Source organism: Pseudomonas lactis, assembly GCF_001439845.1.
GTDB lineage: Bacteria > Pseudomonadota > Gammaproteobacteria > Pseudomonadales > Pseudomonadaceae > Aquipseudomonas > Aquipseudomonas lactis.
The window spans coordinates 30,781-47,992 of the sequence record NZ_JYLO01000001.1; the positions used below are offsets into that span (position 1 = coordinate 30,781).

Genomic DNA, 17,212 nt, shown 5'->3' on the forward strand with positions numbered 1-17,212 from the left:
TGTGAAGCAGTTCCGCTTTTCGAACTTTCCGACGTACGGTCATTACGGTAGCCATTATCCGACGCAGCGGTGCCAATCGCTGTGATTTAAGACAAGAAGTCTTGGGGAAATTTTAAATGCGTCTGCACCTGTTCAAGGCAATACCGTTCGCTCTCGCCGCCAGTTTCGTACAAGCCCAGACACTGCCCCAAGCCATGCAACAGGCATTGGACGTACACCCGGAAATTCAGGCGGGTGTTAACAGCCGCATCGCCGCCGATTACCAATTGCGCGCCGCACAAGGTGGCTACCTGCCGCGTGTCGACTTGAACGCCGGTTACGGCCGCCAAGGAACCGACAATGCCACCAGCCGTGCCAATAACCCTGGCGGCAATCACTGGGAGACGCTCAACCGCGGCGAATCCAGCCTGCGCCTGCAGCAAATGATTTTTGACGGTTTTGCTACCTCCAGCGAAGTCGGGCGTCAACAAGCCAACGTTAATTCCCGCGCTTACTCCTTGCTGGGGACTTCCGAGCGCACTGCGCTGACCGTTGCCCAGGTTTACCTGGAAGTATTGACCCGCCGTGAGTTCGTGCGCCTGGCCGAAGACAACCTGCGCAACCACGAGCGCATCTACGATCAGATCAAGTTGCGCACCCAGCGTGGCGTCGGCAACGGTGCCGACCAGGACCAGGCCGAAGCGCGCCTGGCTCAGGCCCGCAACAACTTGATCACCGAGCAGACAAACCTGGCCGACGCGCAGGTCAACTACCTCAGCGCCGTCGGCCAGATGCCCGACGAACTCGAGCTTCCGGCCCCGTTCATGGCCATGCTGCCAGCCGACCTGAACGAAGCGCGCCGTCAGATGCTCGACAACAGCCCGGTGCTGCGTTCGGCCGAGTCGGATATCTCTGCCGCCGAGAAGCAGTACGACGCTGCCAAATCCACATTCTATCCGCGCTTTGACGCTGAACTGGGCACCAACGCCGACAACAACGTCTCAGGTGATCCCAACCACAGCAATGGCTGGGAAGCCATGGTGCGCATGCGCTTCAACCTGTTCGCCGGTGGCAGCAACAAGGCCGACCTGCAATCGAAGTCCTACCAGGCCAACCAGGCGCTCGACATCCGCAACAACGCCTTGCGCCAACTCAATGAAGAGCTAGGCTTGGCTTGGAACGCCCTGAACAACGCCAACGCGCAATTGCCGGTCGCCCAGCAGTACGTGGATCACAGCACCCGCGTACGCACGTCCTACCAGCAACAGTTCAGCCTTGGTCAACGTACTCTGTTGGATTTGCTCGACAGCGAGAATGAATTGTTCACTGCTTCCCGCCGCCTGGAAGAAATCAAGAACATTCAGTTATTTACTCAGTACCGAATCAAGGCGACCATGGGCGAATTGCTCAAGAGCCAGGGAGTGGTTGCACCAATGGCCTCCGTCGTGCAGAACGACGTGAAACCTAAAGTCCAACTGCCTGGGATGAATTGAGCCACCCCAATAGCCCCATCTGTTAGTCGAGAGTGCGCCGCGTGGAACCTGAAGTCAGTCGAGTTCATCTCAGTCATGATCCACGCGCACTGCACGATGACCCGTTACTCGACGGGTTGTTGGCGCTCTGCGCCCTGCATCAGAAACCGGCCAGTGCGGCCATGCTCACCACCGGCCTGCCGCTGCCTTCGCAACGGTTGAGTGCCGAGTTGCTGTCGCGTGCCGCTGCGCGGGCCGGGCTGCAAGGCCGGCTGCTGCAACGCAAGCTGGATCAGATCCCGACCATTGCATTGCCGGCGCTGCTGTTGCTCAAGGACGGTCGCAGTACCGTGCTGGTCGGCTGGCAGGGCGAAGATCAAGCGCGGATCCTGCTCAGTGAAAGCGACGGCGGTGAAGTGCTGATCAAGCGCGAAGCATTGGCCGACGACTACATCGGCAAAGTCTTCTTTGCACAGCCGCAACACAAATTCGACGTCAACCACGGCAGCCTGATTCCACGGGCGCGCTCGTGGTTCCGTGACACCCTCATGCGTTCGCGCTGGCTCTACACCGACGCCATCGCCGCCAGCTTTCTGATCAACATCATCGCCATGGCCGCGCCGCTGTTCGTGATGAACGTGTACGACCGCGTCGTGCCGAACCAGGCCACCGCTACCCTGTGGGTGCTGGCCGTGGGCATCTGCGGTGCCTACCTGTTCGACCTGATCCTCAAAAGCCTGCGCAGCCTTTGCCTGGACCTGGCCGGTAAAAAAACCGACCTGATCATCTCGGCCACGTTGTTCGAGCGCATCGTCGGCATGTCCATGAAGTACCGCCCGGCGCGGGTCGGCAGCTTTGCGCAGAACATCCACGAGTTTCAAAGCCTGCGCGACTTCCTCGCGTCTTTGACCCTCACCAGCCTGATCGACCTGCCGTTTACGCTGCTGATCTTCCTGGTCATCGCCATCCTCGGCGGGCACCTGGTGTGGATTCCGGTGCTGGCATTCCCTCTGGCCCTAGGCATCGGCTACGCCTTGCAAAAGCCCCTGGTCGCGACCATGGAGCGCACCATGGCGCTGGCCGCCGAGCGCCAGTCGAGCCTGATCGAAACCCTCGCCGGGCTCGATGCGGTCAAGGTCAACAACGCCGAGAGCGAGCGTCAGTACGGCTGGGAACAGACCATCGGCACCCTGAGCCGGCTTGAGCTGCGGGTGAAGTTGCTGTCGGGCCTGTCAATGAACATGACCCTGCTGATCCAGCAACTGGCTGGCGTAATCATGATCGTGTTCGGCGTGTACCAGATCATCGACGGCAACCTCAGTATGGGCGGCCTGATTGCCTGCTACATGCTCAGTGGCCGTGCCTTGAGCCCGCTGGCCTCGTTGTCGGGCCTGCTCACGCGCTACCAGCAAGCCAAGGTCACCATGACCTCGGTGGACCAGATGATGGAGCTGCCCCAGGAGCGCAACTTCGAAGAGCGCCCCATGAGCCGTCGCACCCTGCAAGGCGCCATCGAGTGCCGGGGCCTGAACTTCACTTACCCGAACCAGCAGAACCCGGCGCTTAAAAACATCAACCTGGTGATCAAGCCAGGGGAAAAAATCGGCATCATCGGCCGCAGCGGCTCGGGCAAAAGCTCCCTGGCCAAGCTGATCGTTGGCCTTTACCAGCCCGACTCCGGCTCCTTGCTGGTGGATGGCGTGGACGTGCGCCAGATCGACGTGAGCGAGCTGCGTCACAACATCGGCTATGTGGCCCAGGATATTCAATTGCTGGCCGGCACCCTGCGCGACAACCTGGTCAGCGGTGCGCGCTACGTCGAGGATGAAATGGTCCTGCAAGCTGCCGAACTGGCCGGCGTGCACGAATTTGCCCGCCTGCATCCCCAAGGCTACGAACTGCAAGTCGGCGAGCGTGGGCAGAACCTGTCCGGCGGCCAGCGCCAGAACGTCGCCCTGGCCCGTGCGCTGCTGCTCAACCCGCCCATGCTGCTGTTGGACGAACCCACCAGCGCCATGGACAACACCGGTGAAGAACGCTTGAAGCAACGCCTGCAAGCCGTGGTGCAAAACAAGACCGTGGTGCTGGTCACGCACCGAGCCTCACTGCTCTCCCTGGTCGACCGCCTGCTGGTGGTCGACCGTGGGCAGATTCTCGCGGACGGCCCGAAAGCCGTGGTCATGGAAGCGTTGAAGAAGGGGCAGATCAGTGTTGCTTAACTCCATCAAGAGTGCGGTCGGCCGCTACTTCAAAGGCTCCGATTCGCTGCAGGGCCAGCCGCTGCCCGAGGTCAACAAGGCGCTGATCGAAGATGCGCCGCGGGTGATCCGCCTGACCATCTGGGCGATCATCGCGTTCTTTATATTCCTGGTGGTGTGGGCCGGTTTCTCCCAGATCGACGAAGTGACCCGTGGCGACGGCAAGGCGATTCCGTCGTCAAAATTGCAGAAAATCCAGAACCTGGAAGGCGGTATTGTCGCTGAGCTGTACGTCAAGGAAGGCCAGATCGTAGAAGCCGGCGCGCCGTTGATTCGTCTCGACGACACGCGGTTTGTCTCCAACGCCGGCGAAACCGAAGCCCTGCGCCTGGCCATGCAACTGCGCGTCGAGCGTTTGAGCGCGCAGGTGGATGACCGCCCGCTGAACATCCCCGACGACGTGCTCAAGGCCGCGCCGAGCCAGGCCGCCAACGAGCGCTCCTTGTATGAAAGCCGCCGCCAGCAGTTGAAAGACGAAGTCGGCGGCTTGCAGGAGCAACTCGTCCAGCGCCAACAGGAACTGCGCGAATTCACCTCCAAGCAGGGCCAATACCGCAGCCAGTTGTCCCTGCAACGCCAGGAAATCAACATGTCCGAGCCGTTGGTGGCCCAGGGTGCGGTGTCGCCGGTAGAAGTGCTGCGCCTCAAGCGCGCCGAAATGGAAACCCGTGGGCAGCTGGACGCCACCACCCTGGCGATCCCGCGTGCTGAATCGGCGATCAAGGAAGTGCAACGCAAGATCGATGAAACCCGCGGCAAATTCCGCAGCGAAGCCCTGACCCAACTCAACGAAGCCCGTACTGAACTGAACAAGGCAGAGTCCACCGGCCGCGCGCTGGAAGACCGGGTCAGCCGCACCCTGGTTACCTCGCCAGTGCGCGGGATCGTCAAGCAGTTGCTGGTCAACACCGTTGGCGGTGTGATCCAGCCGGGCAGCGACATGGTCGAAATCGTGCCGCTGGATGACACCCTGCTGGTAGAAGCCAAGATCCGCCCGCAAGACATCGCCTTCCTGCACCCAGGGCAGGAAGCGGTGGTCAAGTTCACCGCTTACGACTACACCATCTACGGTGGCCTGAAGGCCAAGCTCGAACGCATCGGTGCCGACACCATCACTGATGAAGACAAGAAGACCACCTACTACATGATCACTCTGCGCACCGACCGCAGCCACTTGGGCACCGATGAGAAGCCGCTGCTGATCATCCCCGGCATGGTCGCTTCGGTGGATATCATCACCGGCAAGAAAAGCATCCTCAGCTACCTGCTCAAGCCGATCATCAAGGCGCGGGCCGAGGCGTTGCACGAGCGTTGATCTTCAGCGCCTGTACCGACCTCATCGCAGGCAAGCCAGCTCCCACATTTGAATGGGTTCACAAATCAAAATGTGGGAGGGGGCTTGCCCCCGATGAGGCCGTCAGCATCACGCTACAGCTCAAACCAAACGCCATATCCATATGCGCTAACGGTATTTAAGCTTCCATCCTTATGCCTATAAATTCACTCCCCTGTCCGCCGGGAATGAATCCAATGTCTGCCACCACCGCCCCCCAAACCTTCGACATCCGCCCCTTCCCCGGCAGTGTAGGCGCCGAGATCATCGGCCTGGACTTGTCCCGCCCAGTCAACGACCAGGACTTCACCCGCATCCATCGCGCTCACCTGGACCACCATGTCATCGTGTTCCGCGACCAACGCATTACCCCCGCACAACAGATCGCCTTCAGCCGCCGTTTCGGTGTGCTGCAAATCCATGTGCTCAAACAATTCCTATTGGCCAACCACCCTGAAATCCTGATCGTCTCCAACATCATCGAGAACGGCCAATCCATCGGTCTGGGGGATGCGGGCAAGTTCTGGCATTCGGACCTGTCATACAAAGAACTGCCTAGCCTGGGCTCAATGCTGCATGCTCAGGAACTGCCCTCTGAAGGCGGCGACACCCTGTTCGCCGATATGCACAAAGCCTGGGAGCACCTGCCAGGCCACCTGCGCAACGCCGTCGAAGGCCGCAGCGCCGCGCATTCCTACACGGCGCGCTACAGCGAGACCAAATTCGAAGGCAACTGGCGCCCACCCCTTACCCCCGAACAGCTCGCCCAGGTTGCCGAAGTGGTGCACCCCGTTGTGCGCACCCACCCGGAAAACGGCCGTAAGGCGCTGTTCGTCAGCGAGGGCTTCACCACCCGTATCGTCGGCCTGCCCGATGACGAAAGCCGAGACCTGCTGGCCCAGCTCTACGCCCACAGCGTGCTGCCGGAAAACATCTACCGCCACCAGTGGCAGCCCCACGACCTTGTGTTCTGGGACAACCGCTCGCTGATCCACCTGGCCGCCGGTTGCCCAAGCCACCTGCGGCGCAAGTTGTACCGCACCACGATTCAGGGGGATGCGCCTTTCTAACCCGATGAAGCCTGCTAGGATTGCGTCCAGTTCACTCTCAACGGACCACGAGTGCTTGGCATGCAATTACCGGACATGAACCTGCTGGTCGCCCTCGACGCGTTGCTCGACGAGGGCAGTGTGGTGGGCGCCGCACGGCGGATGAATCTGAGCCCGGCCGCCATGAGCCGCACCCTCACGCGTATTCGTGAAGCGGTCGGTGACCCGATCCTGGTACGTGCCGGCCGTGGCCTGGTGCCGACGCCCAAGGCGCTTGAGCTGCAAGGCCAGGTGCGCAATGTGGTGGAGCAGGCTGCGTTGTTGTTCCGTTCGGCGGACCAAGTTGATTTGAGCACCTTGCGCCGTCGTTTCAGCGTGCGCGCCAATGACTTTTTCATCGGCGTGTATGGCGGGCGGCTGTTCGACACCATGGAGCGCGTGGCGCCGCTGTGTGAGCTGCGTTTCGTACCCGAAGGCGACACCGACGATGAAGCCCTGCGCGAAGGGCGGTTGGACTTGCGGGTGAGCAACACCATGCCTGCCAGCCCGGAAGTGAAGGTGCAGAACCTGTTCTCCACCACCTTTGTCGGCCTGGCGCGGCAAGACCACCCGTTGTTCGACGAAGAAATCACGGCGGCACGCTTTGCCAGCTATTCCCACATCAGCATCTCCCGGCGTGGCATCGCCCGTGGGCCCATTGATACTGCGTTGAATGCTCAAGGCCTGGAGCGCCGTGTGGCCATGATCGCCCCAGGCTTTCACGGTGCGATGTTCATGCTGCCCGATTCCGACCTGCTGTTGCCGGTACCCAAGGAAGCCCTCCTGAGCGCCAAGCGTCTGAACCTGCCACTGCGCGCATTTGCCCTGCCGATTCCACTGCAAACCCTGGTCCTGGCGCAATCCTGGCACCCGCGCTTCGACAAAGACCCGGCCCATAAATGGCTGCGTGAAACCATGCGCGAAAGCTGTCATGCCACCTGGCTTGAAGCCCAGCCGGTATAAAGCGAACGCAATCAATGTGGGAGCTGGCTTGCCTGCGATAGCGGCGCGTCAGACAACATATTTTCATCTGTCAGGCCGCTATCGCAGGCAAGCCAGCTCCCACAGGGTTCAGTGTTGATGTTCAAAGTTGCGTCTGACGCACTTATAACCTGCCAACAAGTAACTTTTTGTCATGAGAGTGCCCGATTAAACTGCTCAGGTATTTCTCATTCCGAGTTACCTGTTCATGACGTCCCTCGCTGCCCCCGCTATCCAGGCCGCAGCCAAACCTACGGCCCTGAGCCCACCCGTGTTCGGACCGCGCATCATCATCGGCCTGCTTGGCGTATTGCTGGCGGTGCTGGTCTCCGGTCTCAACGAGATGGTCACCAAGGTCGCCCTCGCCGATATCCGCGGTGCGCTGTACATCGGTTTTGACGAAGGCACCTGGCTGGTCGCTGCCTACACCGCCACTTCGGTCGCGGCCATGGCCTTCGCGCCGTGGTGTTCGGTGACGTTTTCCCTGCGTCGCTTCACCCTGTGCGCTATCGGTTTGTTCACCGTGCTGGGCATCCTCTGCCCGTTCGCGCCGAACTACGAAAGCCTGTTGCTGCTGCGTACCGTGCAAGGCCTGGCCGGTGGCGCACTGCCGCCGATGCTGATGACCGTGGCGCTGCGTTTCTTGCCGGCCAACGTCAAATTGTACGGGTTGGCCGGTTACGCACTGACCGCCACTTTCGGCCCCAGCCTGGGCACGCCGCTGGCGGCGTTATGGACCGAATACGTCGGCTGGCAGTGGGCGTTCTGGCAGATCGTCGCGCCGTGCGTGCTGGCCATGGCGGCCGTGGCCTACGGCTTGCCACAAGACCCGCTGCGCCTGGAGCGCTTCAAGCAATTCAACTGGCGTGGCCTGCTATTGGGCTTCCCGGCGATCTGCATGCTGGTGATCGGCTTGTTGCAGGGCAATCGCCTGGACTGGTTCGAATCGGGACTGATTACCTTCCTGCTGTGTGGCGGCACAGTGTTGCTGGTGCTGTTCATGCTCAACGAATGGTCACAACCGTTGCCCTTCTTCAACCTGCAGATGCTCGGCCTGCGCAACCTGGCCTTTGCCCTGATCGTGCTGGCCGGCGTGCTGATGGTGCTGACCTCGGTGATCATCATCCCGTCCAGTTTCCTCGCCCAGGTCCAGGGCTACCGGCCGCTGCAGACCGCACCGGTGATGCTGCTGATGGCGTTGCCGCAGTTGATCGCGCTGCCGCTGGTGGCGGCGCTGTGCAACCTGCGCTGGGTCGACTGCCGCTGGGTGCTGGGCATTGGCCTGAGTATGTTGGTGCTGTGCTGCCTCGGCAGTTCACACCTGACTTCGGCGTGGATTCGCGACGACTTTTATGGCTGGTACCTGCTGCAGATTTTCGGCCAGCCGATGGCCGTGTTGCCGCTGCTGATGCTGTCCACCGGCAGCATCCAGCCCATCGAAGGGCCGTTCGCCTCTGCCTGGTTCAACACCGTCAAGGGCCTGGCTGCTGTGATCGCCACTGCGGTGCTGGATACATTGACCACCCAGCGCGGGCATTTCCATTCAACCATGTTGGTGGACCGCCTGGGCAATTCGCCCCTTGCCGACGCTGACGCGTCGGGCCTCGCCCACCGCTTGCACGAGCAGACCGTGGTGCTGACCTCTTCGGATCTTTACGTCGTCATGGCCGGTGTCGCGGTGGCGTTGATCCTGCTGATTTTCTGGATGCCCACGCGGATCTATCCGCCTCGCGCTCCGGCCTGACCACAAGGACTTTCCATGAAACGCAAAGACAAAATTGCCGTCTCCGTTATTGCTGTATTTGCCGTCGGCGTGCTGGTTTACCTGGTCGCCCCGGGCGTACTGGGCAGCAAGCACCAGAGCACCAACGACGCCTTCGTCGCGGCGGATTTCACCCTGGTCGCCCCCCGCGTTGCCGGTTTCATCAAGGAAGTGCTGGTGGAAGACAACCAGCGTGTCAAAGCCGGGCAACTGCTGGCGTTGATCGACGACCGCGATTTTCGCGCCGCCGCCCAGGCCGCCGATGCCGACACCCTCGTCGCCCAGGCCCAGCTGAAAAACGCCAGCGCGACCCTGGAGCGCCAAAGCTCGGTGATCGCCCAGGCCCAGGCCACCGTGGCAGCAGATCGCGCCGAAGTGGCCTTTGCCGAACATGAACTGAACCGCTACAACCACCTCGCCGGCGTCGGTGCGGGCACCGTGCAGAACGCCCAGCAAGCCAAGACTCGCATCGACCAGGCTACCGCGCGCCTGGCCAAATCCACCGCCGTGCTGGCCGCCGAACGCAAGCAGGTGGAGATCCTCACCGCCCAGCGTGACGCCGCCGAAGGTGGACTCAAGCGCGCCCAGGCCGCGCTGGAAATGGCCAGTTATCAGCTGTCTTACACGCGCATTGTCGCACCGGTGGATGGCATGGTCGGTGAACGTGCGGTGCGGGTCGGCGCCTATGTGACACCGGGCAGCAAGATCCTTGCGGTGGTGCCACTGGCCGAAGCCTATGTGGTGGCAAATTTCCAGGAGACCCAACTGTCGCACATGCACGCGGGGCAAGCGGTGCAAGTCAGCGTCGACAGTCTTGACGGCGAACTGCTCAAAGGCCATCTGGAAAGCCTGGCGCCAGCCACGGGTGTGACCTTCGCCTCGGTCAAACCCGACAACGCCACCGGCAACTTCACCAAGGTGGTACAGCGTATTCCGGTGAAGATCGTGCTTGAGCCGAACCAGCCACTGACCGAGCGCCTGCGCGTCGGCATGTCGGTGGAAGCCAGCGTCGATACCCGGCCCGTCGAGCAGCAGCGTGAGGTGGCCCAGCAATGAGACACCTCGCCTGGCTCACCTTGAGCCTGATCAGCCTGAGTGCCTGCACGGTCGGCCCGGATTTCCAACGGCCCGATGCCCCGCGCGTCGGCCAGTGGAGCGAACCCCAGGGCCGCCAAGCCGCCAGCCGCGCCGTCAGCGACCCGTTGCAGGAACGCTGGTGGGACGTGTTCCACGATGAGCAGCTCTCGGCCCTTACGCGCCGCGCCCTCAGCGATAACCTCGACCTGAAGCTGGCCAGCAGCCGCCTGCAACAAAGCCGCGCCATCCGCCAGGTGACTACGGCCGAGCGCTACCCCAACGTCGATGCCGGCGGCGCCTACCAGCGCAAGCGCAACAGCGGCAAAGGCTTGAGCGACCCCTCCGGCGAGAATGGCCGCTCGGCCTTCAACCAATGGGACATGGGCTTCTCGGCCTCTTGGGAGCTGGATTTCTGGGGCCGGGTCAAGCGTGAAACCGAAGCAGCCGACGCCACGCTGGAAGTTGCCGAAAACGATCGTCGCGCCGTGTTGTTGTCGGTGCTGGCCGAGACCGCCCAGGACTATATCCAACTGCGCGGCGTGCAAAACACCCGCGCTGTCACCGAGCAAAACCTCGACGTTGCGCGCCACAGCCTCAAGCTCTCGCAGTTGCGGTTGGCCGACGGCGTGGCCACCGACCTGGATGTGGCCGAAGCCGCCGCCCAGGTCGCGGCTATCGAAGCGCGCCTGCCGGATCTACAGCAGCGCCAGGACCAGTTGATCAACGCCCTGAGCCTGCTGATGGGCGAGCCGCCTCAGGCCCTGCACGCGCAGTTGTCCAAAGACGCCCCTGTGCCGCAAACCCAGCGCCAGGTCGCGATCGGCCTGCCATCGGAACTCGCCGAGCGCCGCCCCGACATCCGCCAGGCCGAAGCGCGCCTGCACGCTGCCACTGCCAGCATCGGCGTGGCCAAGGGCGACTTTTACCCACGCATCACCCTGTCCGGCAGCCTCGGCTCCCAAGCCATGCAACTCTCGGATTTCGGCTCCTGGGGTTCCCGCGCCTTTGCCTTCGGCCCGCAATTGAGCCTGCCGCTGTTCAACGGCGGGCGCCTGCAAGGCATGGTGGATTTACGTGAAGCCCAGCAACAGGAAGCGGCCCTGGCCTACCAGCAAACCGTGCTGCGTGCCTGGCATGAAATCGACGACCAACTGACCCGCTACAACGCCAGCCAACTGCGCCGCGACAGCCTGGCTGAAGCCGTGCGCCAGAACCAGATCGCCCTCACTACCGCACAACACCAGTACGTCGAAGGCGTGGCGGATTTCGTCAATGTACTCACCGTGCAGAGCGCGTTGCTGGCAACGCAGGAGCAGTGGGTGGAAAGCTCCACCGGCGTGTCATTGGCTATGGTCGGGCTGTACAAAGCGTTGGGAGGAGGGTGGGAGTCGGTGTACCCGTTGCAGACCGCTGGGCGCTGAGCAACAAAGAGTTTTTGTCAGTCGCCAAATAAGATGTAATGATAATTGCTCTCAATAACACTTCTGAGCTTTTCATGGGCAGCGCGACTGACGGCCAGCAACAGCTTCACATCCTGTACCGCGACCATCACGGCTGGCTGCAAGGCTGGTTGCGCAAGCGCCTGGGCGACCGTGAACAGGCCGCCGATGTGGCGCAGGACACCTTCCTGCGCCTATTGGTGTCCGGGCGTTTTCCGGGTGACAAGGAAAGCCGCAGTTACCTGGCGCAGATCGCCCGCAACCTGGTGATCGATCAATGGCGGCGCCTGCGTATCGAGCGCGCCTACCTGGAAAGCATCGCGCACCTGCCCGAGCCCGAGTCGCCTTCCCTGGAAACCCGCGCCCTGATCCTCGAAACCTTGATGCAGATCGACGCCATGCTCGACCGCATGCCCGATAATGTACGCCGTGCGTTTTTACTTTCGCAGTTCGAAGGCTTGAGCTATGCGCAAATCGCCGAGCGCCTGGGCGTCACCGTCAGCTCGGTGCAAAAGTACATGACCCGTGCCATCGTCGCCTGCTACCAGGTGGTGTACGAAGAATGAAGCACGACGCGCCCATTGCCCCCGCGATTGTTGAGCAAGCCAGCGAGTGGTTGATGCTGCAATGGGGCGGTGAGCTCAAGGGCGAGCAGCGCCAGGCGTTTGCCCGGTGGCAGGCCGCTGACCCGGAGCATCGTCGCGCCTGGCAGCGCTTGCAGCAGCTGCAACACACCCTCGGCGGCGTACCTGCCGACAGCGCTCGCGCAGTATTGCGCGACACCCCGGATACCCAACGCCGTGCCGCGCTCAAACTGCTCGGCCTGTTGTTGGTGGCCGGTGGCAGCGGCTATCTGGTGCAACGCAGCGAGCCCTGGCAAGCGGCCTTCGCAGAGCTGCGTACCGCCACGGGCGAAATTCGCCATATGACCTTGAGCGACGGCACGCAACTGGACCTCAACAGTGACAGTGCCGTAGACCTGCGTTTCAGCGCTACCGAACGGCGTATTCGGCTGATCCGTGGCGAGGTCTTGCTGACCAGCGGCCACGACGCCTTGCGCCCGTTGATCGTCGAAACGCCAGCCGGCGATGTGCAGGCGTTGGGCACGCGCTTTGCGGTACGTGAACTGCCCGACGGCAGCCGTGTGGATTTGTACGAAGGTCGCCTGCGGGTCACGCCGTTGCAGGGCACGCCGGTGCATATGCAGGCGGGGGACAGCCTGTGGTTCAACGCCCGTCAAAGCACCGCGTTGCCGGCAGTGAGCGCCAATGCCAGCAGTTGGACCGAGCATCGTCTGGTTGCCGAGCGCCAGCCGTTGGGTGAGTTCGTGGCGCAACTGAGCCGGTATCGCCCTGGCCTGTTGCGCTGTGATCAGGCGGTGTCGAACCTGCTGTTGACCGGCGTGTTCCCGCTGAGCGACACCGACGCGATCCTGGCGGCCTTGGAGCGTTCATTGCCCGTGCACGTGCAGGCGGTGACCCGTTACTGGGTAACGATCAAGGCGCGGGTCTGAAAATACTTTGTACAGGGCTTGTCGGTTTTTGTGGCCCGTTCGGGATACCTCTTGAAAGCCAATCAAGAAGCGTTCTCACGGGGAGTCCTGCAATGTCGCACCACCCAATCCAACCTTTGGCCCGCGCGCTGCGTCGTGGCCTGTTTGCCGGCCTGCTGGCGGCGGCTCCTGTACTGCCGAGCATGGTTCAAGCCGAGGAAAGCACCGAAGCGCTGCGCAGCTATGACATTCCGGCGGGCAGCCTCGACCAGGCGTTGAACCGTTTCGCCAGTGCTTCTGGCATCCTGCTGTCGGTTGACGCTACGCTCACCGAAGGCAAGCGCAGCGCCGGCTTGAAAGGGCGTTATGGCGTAGGTTCGGGGTTGCAGCGCTTGCTGGCGGGCAGCGGTTTGGCGGCGGTGCAATCCCAGGGCGGTTGGTCGTTGCAGGCCCTCTCCGGCGACGGAGCCTTGCAGTTGGGCGCGACCCAGATCAGCGGCCGGCAGGAGCAGGAAAGCGCCTGGGGTCCGGTGGACGGTATTGTCGCCAAGCGCAGCGCCTCGGGCAGCAAGACTGACTCGGCGCTGGTGGAAATCCCCCAGACCATCAACGTGATCACCGCCGCCGAGATCAAGGCACGCGGCGCCCAGAGTGTCACCCAGGCGTTGCTCTACACCCCAGGCATGAGCGCCGGCGGTTTTGCCGACCGGGTCAAATTGTTCGATGAGCCGACGTCACGCGGCTTCTCGCCTACGCCGTTGTATCTTGACGGCTTGCACTTGCCCTACGGCGGCGGCAGCACAGGCGGTGCGTTGCAGATCGAGCCGTATTCCCTGGAACGCATCGAAGTGCTCAAAGGCCCGGCGTCCGTGCTTTACGGCCAGAACCAGCCGGGCGGCATCGTCAATATGGTCAGCAAGCGCCCCAGCGAAACCCCGATACACCAAGTGGTACTGGAAGCCGGTACCTACGAACACAAAAGCGCGGCCATCGACCTGAGCGGCCCGCTGGACGAGGAGGGCCAGTTTCTCTACCGCCTGACCGGCCTGGCGAATGACGCGCAAGACGAAATCAATTACGTCGAAAACAAGCGCCAGTTCATCGCCCCCAGCCTCACCTGGCGCCCCAACGACGACACCAGCCTGACCCTGTTCGCCCAATACCAGAAAGATAAAGGCGTGCCCGAAGCCCAAGGCCTGCCGGCGTCCGGCACGCTGTGGGACAACCCCAACGGCAAGATCAAGCGCGATGTGTTTATCGGCGAGCCGGGCGTCAACCAGTACAACCGCGAGCAATACGTGCTGGGCTACGAAGTTTCCCATCGCCTCAACGACATCTGGACCCTCAAGCAAAACGCCCGTTACGCCGAGGTCGACGACCGCTACACCGCGCCATTGCACGGCTACCGCTTCGTCGCCAACCCAAGCACCGGCGTGCAAGACCAGCGTTACCTGCAACGCTTCGGCGTGGACTGGTCGCAGACCAACAAAGTGTTCGGCGTGGACAGCATCGCCCAGGCTGAATTTGACACGGGCGCGCTGTCCCATACCTTCATCGTTGGCCTGGACTACTACCATTCCAACTCGCAGTTCCATGGCCTGTATGACCGCAACCCGCCGATCATTGACCTGTTCAAACCGGTGTACGGCCAGCCCTTGAACTTCGGCCAACCGTACCGCTGGGATCGCACCATCACCCAGACCGGCCTGTATCTGCAGGACCAGATCAAATTGGATAAATGGGTGCTGGTACTCGGTGGCCGCTACGACTGGGCGAATGTGGTGAACAAGGAGCCGATACAGGACACCCGCTTTGCCAGCAAAGACCAGGCGTTCACCGGTCGTGCGGGCCTGGTGTACCTGTTCGATAACGGCGTGTCGCCCTTCGTCAGCTATTCGGAATCCTTCCTTCCGCTGGCCGGCACCGATGCGAACCGAAAACCCTTCGAACCCTCCACCGGCAAACAGTACGAAGTCGGCGTGAAGTACCAGCCACCGGGCCAGAAGAGCTTCATCCAGGCTTCTGTGTACCAACTGGACCAGGAAAACGTGCTGACCACCAACCCGGTGGATACCACCTTCAGCACCCAAAGCGGCGCCCTGCGCTCGCGAGGTGTTGAACTGGAAGCCAAGGCCGTCTTGAGCGATGCCTGGGACGTGGTCGCCTCGGCTGCGCGCAATGACGTCAAATACACCAAGGACAACGATGGCCGCCAAGGTCGCCACCCGGCCGGCATCTCCCCACTCACCGCCTCGATGTGGGTCAACTACACCGTGCTCGGCGACACGCCCTTGGCGGGGCTGGGTGCAGGGCTTGGCGTGCGTTACGCCCGTCAAAGCCTGGGCGACTACTACGAAGGCGCCTTCAACGTGCCGTCCTACAGCGTCTACGATGCAAGCCTGAGCTACGACCTGGGCGCCTCGCCGCTCAAGCTCAAGGGCGTGAAACTGGCGATGAACGTGCAGAACCTCAGCAACAAGACCTACGTCTCGCAGTGCACCAGTGATCTGGATTGCTACTACGGGGAAGGGCGTACGGTGGTGTCGAGCCTGACGTACGATTGGTAACTTAGCGTTTAGGTGATATTGGCTGCGGCGCGCACCCTTCAAGGGTGCGCTCTGTTGCCGCCCTACACCAGGTCCGCTGCAAATCGTGTACACACATTGGAAAGCATGCGCACCTCGGCACCGCTACAGCCTGCCGCTTCGAAAAAGCCGGAGGCTTCTCGCACGACGGCATATATATCCGTGACGATGGACCTTGCTTCATCCGCCCCCAACCCAAAGCGTTCAGGCGTACTCAGCAAATTACTGACAGACGATACCCGGCCTTCATTGCCGATGATGAGCGCCTGCAAGCCTAGTTGGGTAGGGTGGGGCAACACGTCAAATACTGGCGCAAGGGAATAACCCGAGGCGCTGGTCAGCAGCAGCCCGGTTTGTTTCAGGTGGTCGTCGCTATTGCCGATGAGCACGTTGAAGGCCATACGCTTGTAAAGCTCGCGCATGTCAAAGGTGGCATCGTCGCAGACCTTCTTCAACACGTCGGCGATCCTGGAATAGGAAACGGCACCGTCAGCCGCATCAACCCGCATTCTTGGCTTCTCTGTGCTTACCAAAGAGTTGCAGCTGACATAGTGCTCGCGGCCAGCGCCTTCATGTCGGTCAAAACGCTCGACCATCAACACCGGTTTGCCGGCGACCTCTACCAACTTGTGCCCGGCTGCGGGTAGGCCTGCTGCATCCGCCATTTGAAGGCTGGCGAATTCCGCCCGTGGCTGATCGAACACATCGTCGCTACGGCCGAGTTTAGCAATCCATTCCTTGCCTTCATGGGTCACGGTGACCTTCGGCCTGGCGCCGCCCATGGAACTCCCAAACTCGAATAACCGTGCGATTTCCGCAGGCAGGTCGACGTCACCCTTCTCGACTCGATCAAGGCCCACCATGATTTTCTCAAGGTCTTCAAATTGCGGGGGGTGGTGCAGGGGTGGCAGCTGACTTCGTGACGCACTGAACAGCAGGCAACCCACTCCTGCTCCCCGCGAGGCAAGTAGCCATTCAACTTCGTTTTGTGGATGCTGTTTGTGGGTCGCCAGCAGAACACGCCGGCCCCAATTGTCGGGCGTTGCGTCGTCGAGCACTCCAAACATGCGCGTTGAGGAATACTGGTTAGGGGTCAGTGGCAAACTCAGCGGGTCAATCGCAAATGCGTCGGGCCGCGCGAGCCAACTGTTGGCGTAGCGAAAAACGAATCCATTCCCATGCATGGCCACCTCGCCAACAGGGACCGGGTCACCGACTAAGTGAGCTGAAAAAACAAAGGCATTACCAATCGGCTTCCAGGACATCGGGTTCTCCTTCAGTGCGAATTCGCTCAGGCTCACGGGCGAGGCTCATGGTAATGCCAACCTGGTCAAGTTCTGGTGACGCAATGCTCGCCATACCTTCTTCCAAGTCCATCGCGCTCAGCACATTCATCAGCACGCCGAGGGAGACGCCGGGCTCGCCCTGTCTCAGCCGCTGATACGTCTGCCGTGTAATGCCCGCGCGGCTGCATATGGTGGAAATTTTCAACCGACGACGAATGCGGGCTATTTCGATACCGTTGCCGATACCTCTCATCAGTTCATCGCTTCTCTCTGAGATGTACCCTTTGTGGGGGTAGGGCTTGGCTGTTTCTTGCATGATATATCACCCTTTAAAGCAGTAGAGGTAACTTATATCATCCAAGCCTCTAAGGCCACCTGCAAAAAATCGGCTCGATGCCCTAATGGCTTTTTGTAGGAGCGAGCTTGCTCGCGAAAAACTCACAGGCGCCGCGTTCAATCA

At 61.5% G+C, this 17,212-nt stretch carries 13 protein-coding genes; 11 read left to right on the top strand and 2 right to left on the bottom strand.

The window, feature by feature from the left end; all coding sequences use genetic code 11:
• The first annotated feature begins 116 nt into the window (after positions 1-116).
• From TX24_RS00060 to TX24_RS00110, 11 genes are all read left to right on the top strand, one after another.
• Positions 117-1,472: a TolC family outer membrane protein gene (locus TX24_RS00060; RefSeq protein WP_057709488.1), complete on the top strand. Its 1,356-nt coding sequence runs from the start codon at positions 117-119 to the stop codon at positions 1,470-1,472.
• A 41-nt stretch (positions 1,473-1,513) separates the two neighbouring features.
• Positions 1,514-3,670 carry a type I secretion system permease/ATPase gene (locus tag TX24_RS00065; protein WP_003187441.1) on the top strand — a complete coding sequence of 719 codons (2,157 nt, stop codon included), beginning with the start codon at positions 1,514-1,516 and terminating at the stop codon, positions 3,668-3,670.
• Positions 3,660-5,024, top strand: coding sequence for an HlyD family type I secretion periplasmic adaptor subunit (locus TX24_RS00070; protein ID WP_003187442.1), 1,365 nt, complete (start codon positions 3,660-3,662; stop codon positions 5,022-5,024). The genes TX24_RS00065 and TX24_RS00070 overlap by 11 nt, the downstream gene beginning before the upstream one ends.
• Before the next feature lie 215 nt (positions 5,025-5,239).
• Positions 5,240-6,112 carry a TauD/TfdA dioxygenase family protein gene (locus TX24_RS00075; protein ID WP_057709489.1) on the top strand — a complete coding sequence of 291 codons (873 nt, stop codon included), beginning with the start codon at positions 5,240-5,242 and terminating at the stop codon, positions 6,110-6,112.
• A gap of 60 nt (positions 6,113-6,172) precedes the next feature.
• A complete protein-coding gene (locus TX24_RS00080) occupies positions 6,173-7,093 on the top strand; it encodes a LysR family transcriptional regulator (protein WP_003187445.1) in 921 nt (306 codons plus the stop codon).
• 226 nt (positions 7,094-7,319) lie between these two features.
• Positions 7,320-8,855 carry an MFS transporter gene (locus TX24_RS00085; protein ID WP_057709490.1) on the top strand — a complete coding sequence of 512 codons (1,536 nt, stop codon included), beginning with the start codon at positions 7,320-7,322 and terminating at the stop codon, positions 8,853-8,855.
• A 15-nt stretch (positions 8,856-8,870) separates the two neighbouring features.
• Positions 8,871-9,929 carry an HlyD family secretion protein gene (locus TX24_RS00090; protein ID WP_057709491.1) on the top strand — a complete coding sequence of 353 codons (1,059 nt, stop codon included), beginning with the start codon at positions 8,871-8,873 and terminating at the stop codon, positions 9,927-9,929.
• Positions 9,926-11,371 (top strand): efflux transporter outer membrane subunit, encoded by a 1,446-nt coding sequence (locus tag TX24_RS00095; RefSeq protein WP_003187449.1) that lies wholly within the window; start codon positions 9,926-9,928, stop codon positions 11,369-11,371. The genes TX24_RS00090 and TX24_RS00095 overlap by 4 nt, the downstream gene beginning before the upstream one ends.
• A gap of 74 nt (positions 11,372-11,445) precedes the next feature.
• Positions 11,446-11,955, top strand: a complete 510-nt coding sequence (locus TX24_RS00100; RefSeq protein WP_057709492.1) for a sigma-70 family RNA polymerase sigma factor — start codon at positions 11,446-11,448, stop codon at positions 11,953-11,955.
• Positions 11,952-12,902 carry a FecR domain-containing protein gene (locus tag TX24_RS00105; protein ID WP_003187452.1) on the top strand — a complete coding sequence of 317 codons (951 nt, stop codon included), beginning with the start codon at positions 11,952-11,954 and terminating at the stop codon, positions 12,900-12,902. Before TX24_RS00100 ends, TX24_RS00105 begins: the two co-directional genes overlap by 4 nt.
• 92 nt (positions 12,903-12,994) lie before the next feature.
• Positions 12,995-15,448 (top strand): TonB-dependent siderophore receptor, encoded by a 2,454-nt coding sequence (locus tag TX24_RS00110; protein ID WP_057709493.1) that lies wholly within the window; start codon positions 12,995-12,997, stop codon positions 15,446-15,448.
• A 62-nt stretch (positions 15,449-15,510) separates the two neighbouring features.
• Here TX24_RS00110 and TX24_RS00115 read toward each other — a convergent pair whose 3' ends face one another.
• A complete protein-coding gene (locus tag TX24_RS00115; protein WP_080765624.1) occupies positions 15,511-16,731 on the bottom strand; it encodes a type II toxin-antitoxin system HipA family toxin in 1,221 nt (406 codons plus the stop codon).
• Positions 16,709-17,068, bottom strand: coding sequence for a helix-turn-helix domain-containing protein (locus TX24_RS00120; RefSeq protein ID WP_003187457.1), 360 nt, complete (start codon positions 17,066-17,068; stop codon positions 16,709-16,711). The genes TX24_RS00115 and TX24_RS00120 overlap by 23 nt, the downstream gene beginning before the upstream one ends.
• Positions 17,069-17,212: the final 144 nt, after the last annotated feature.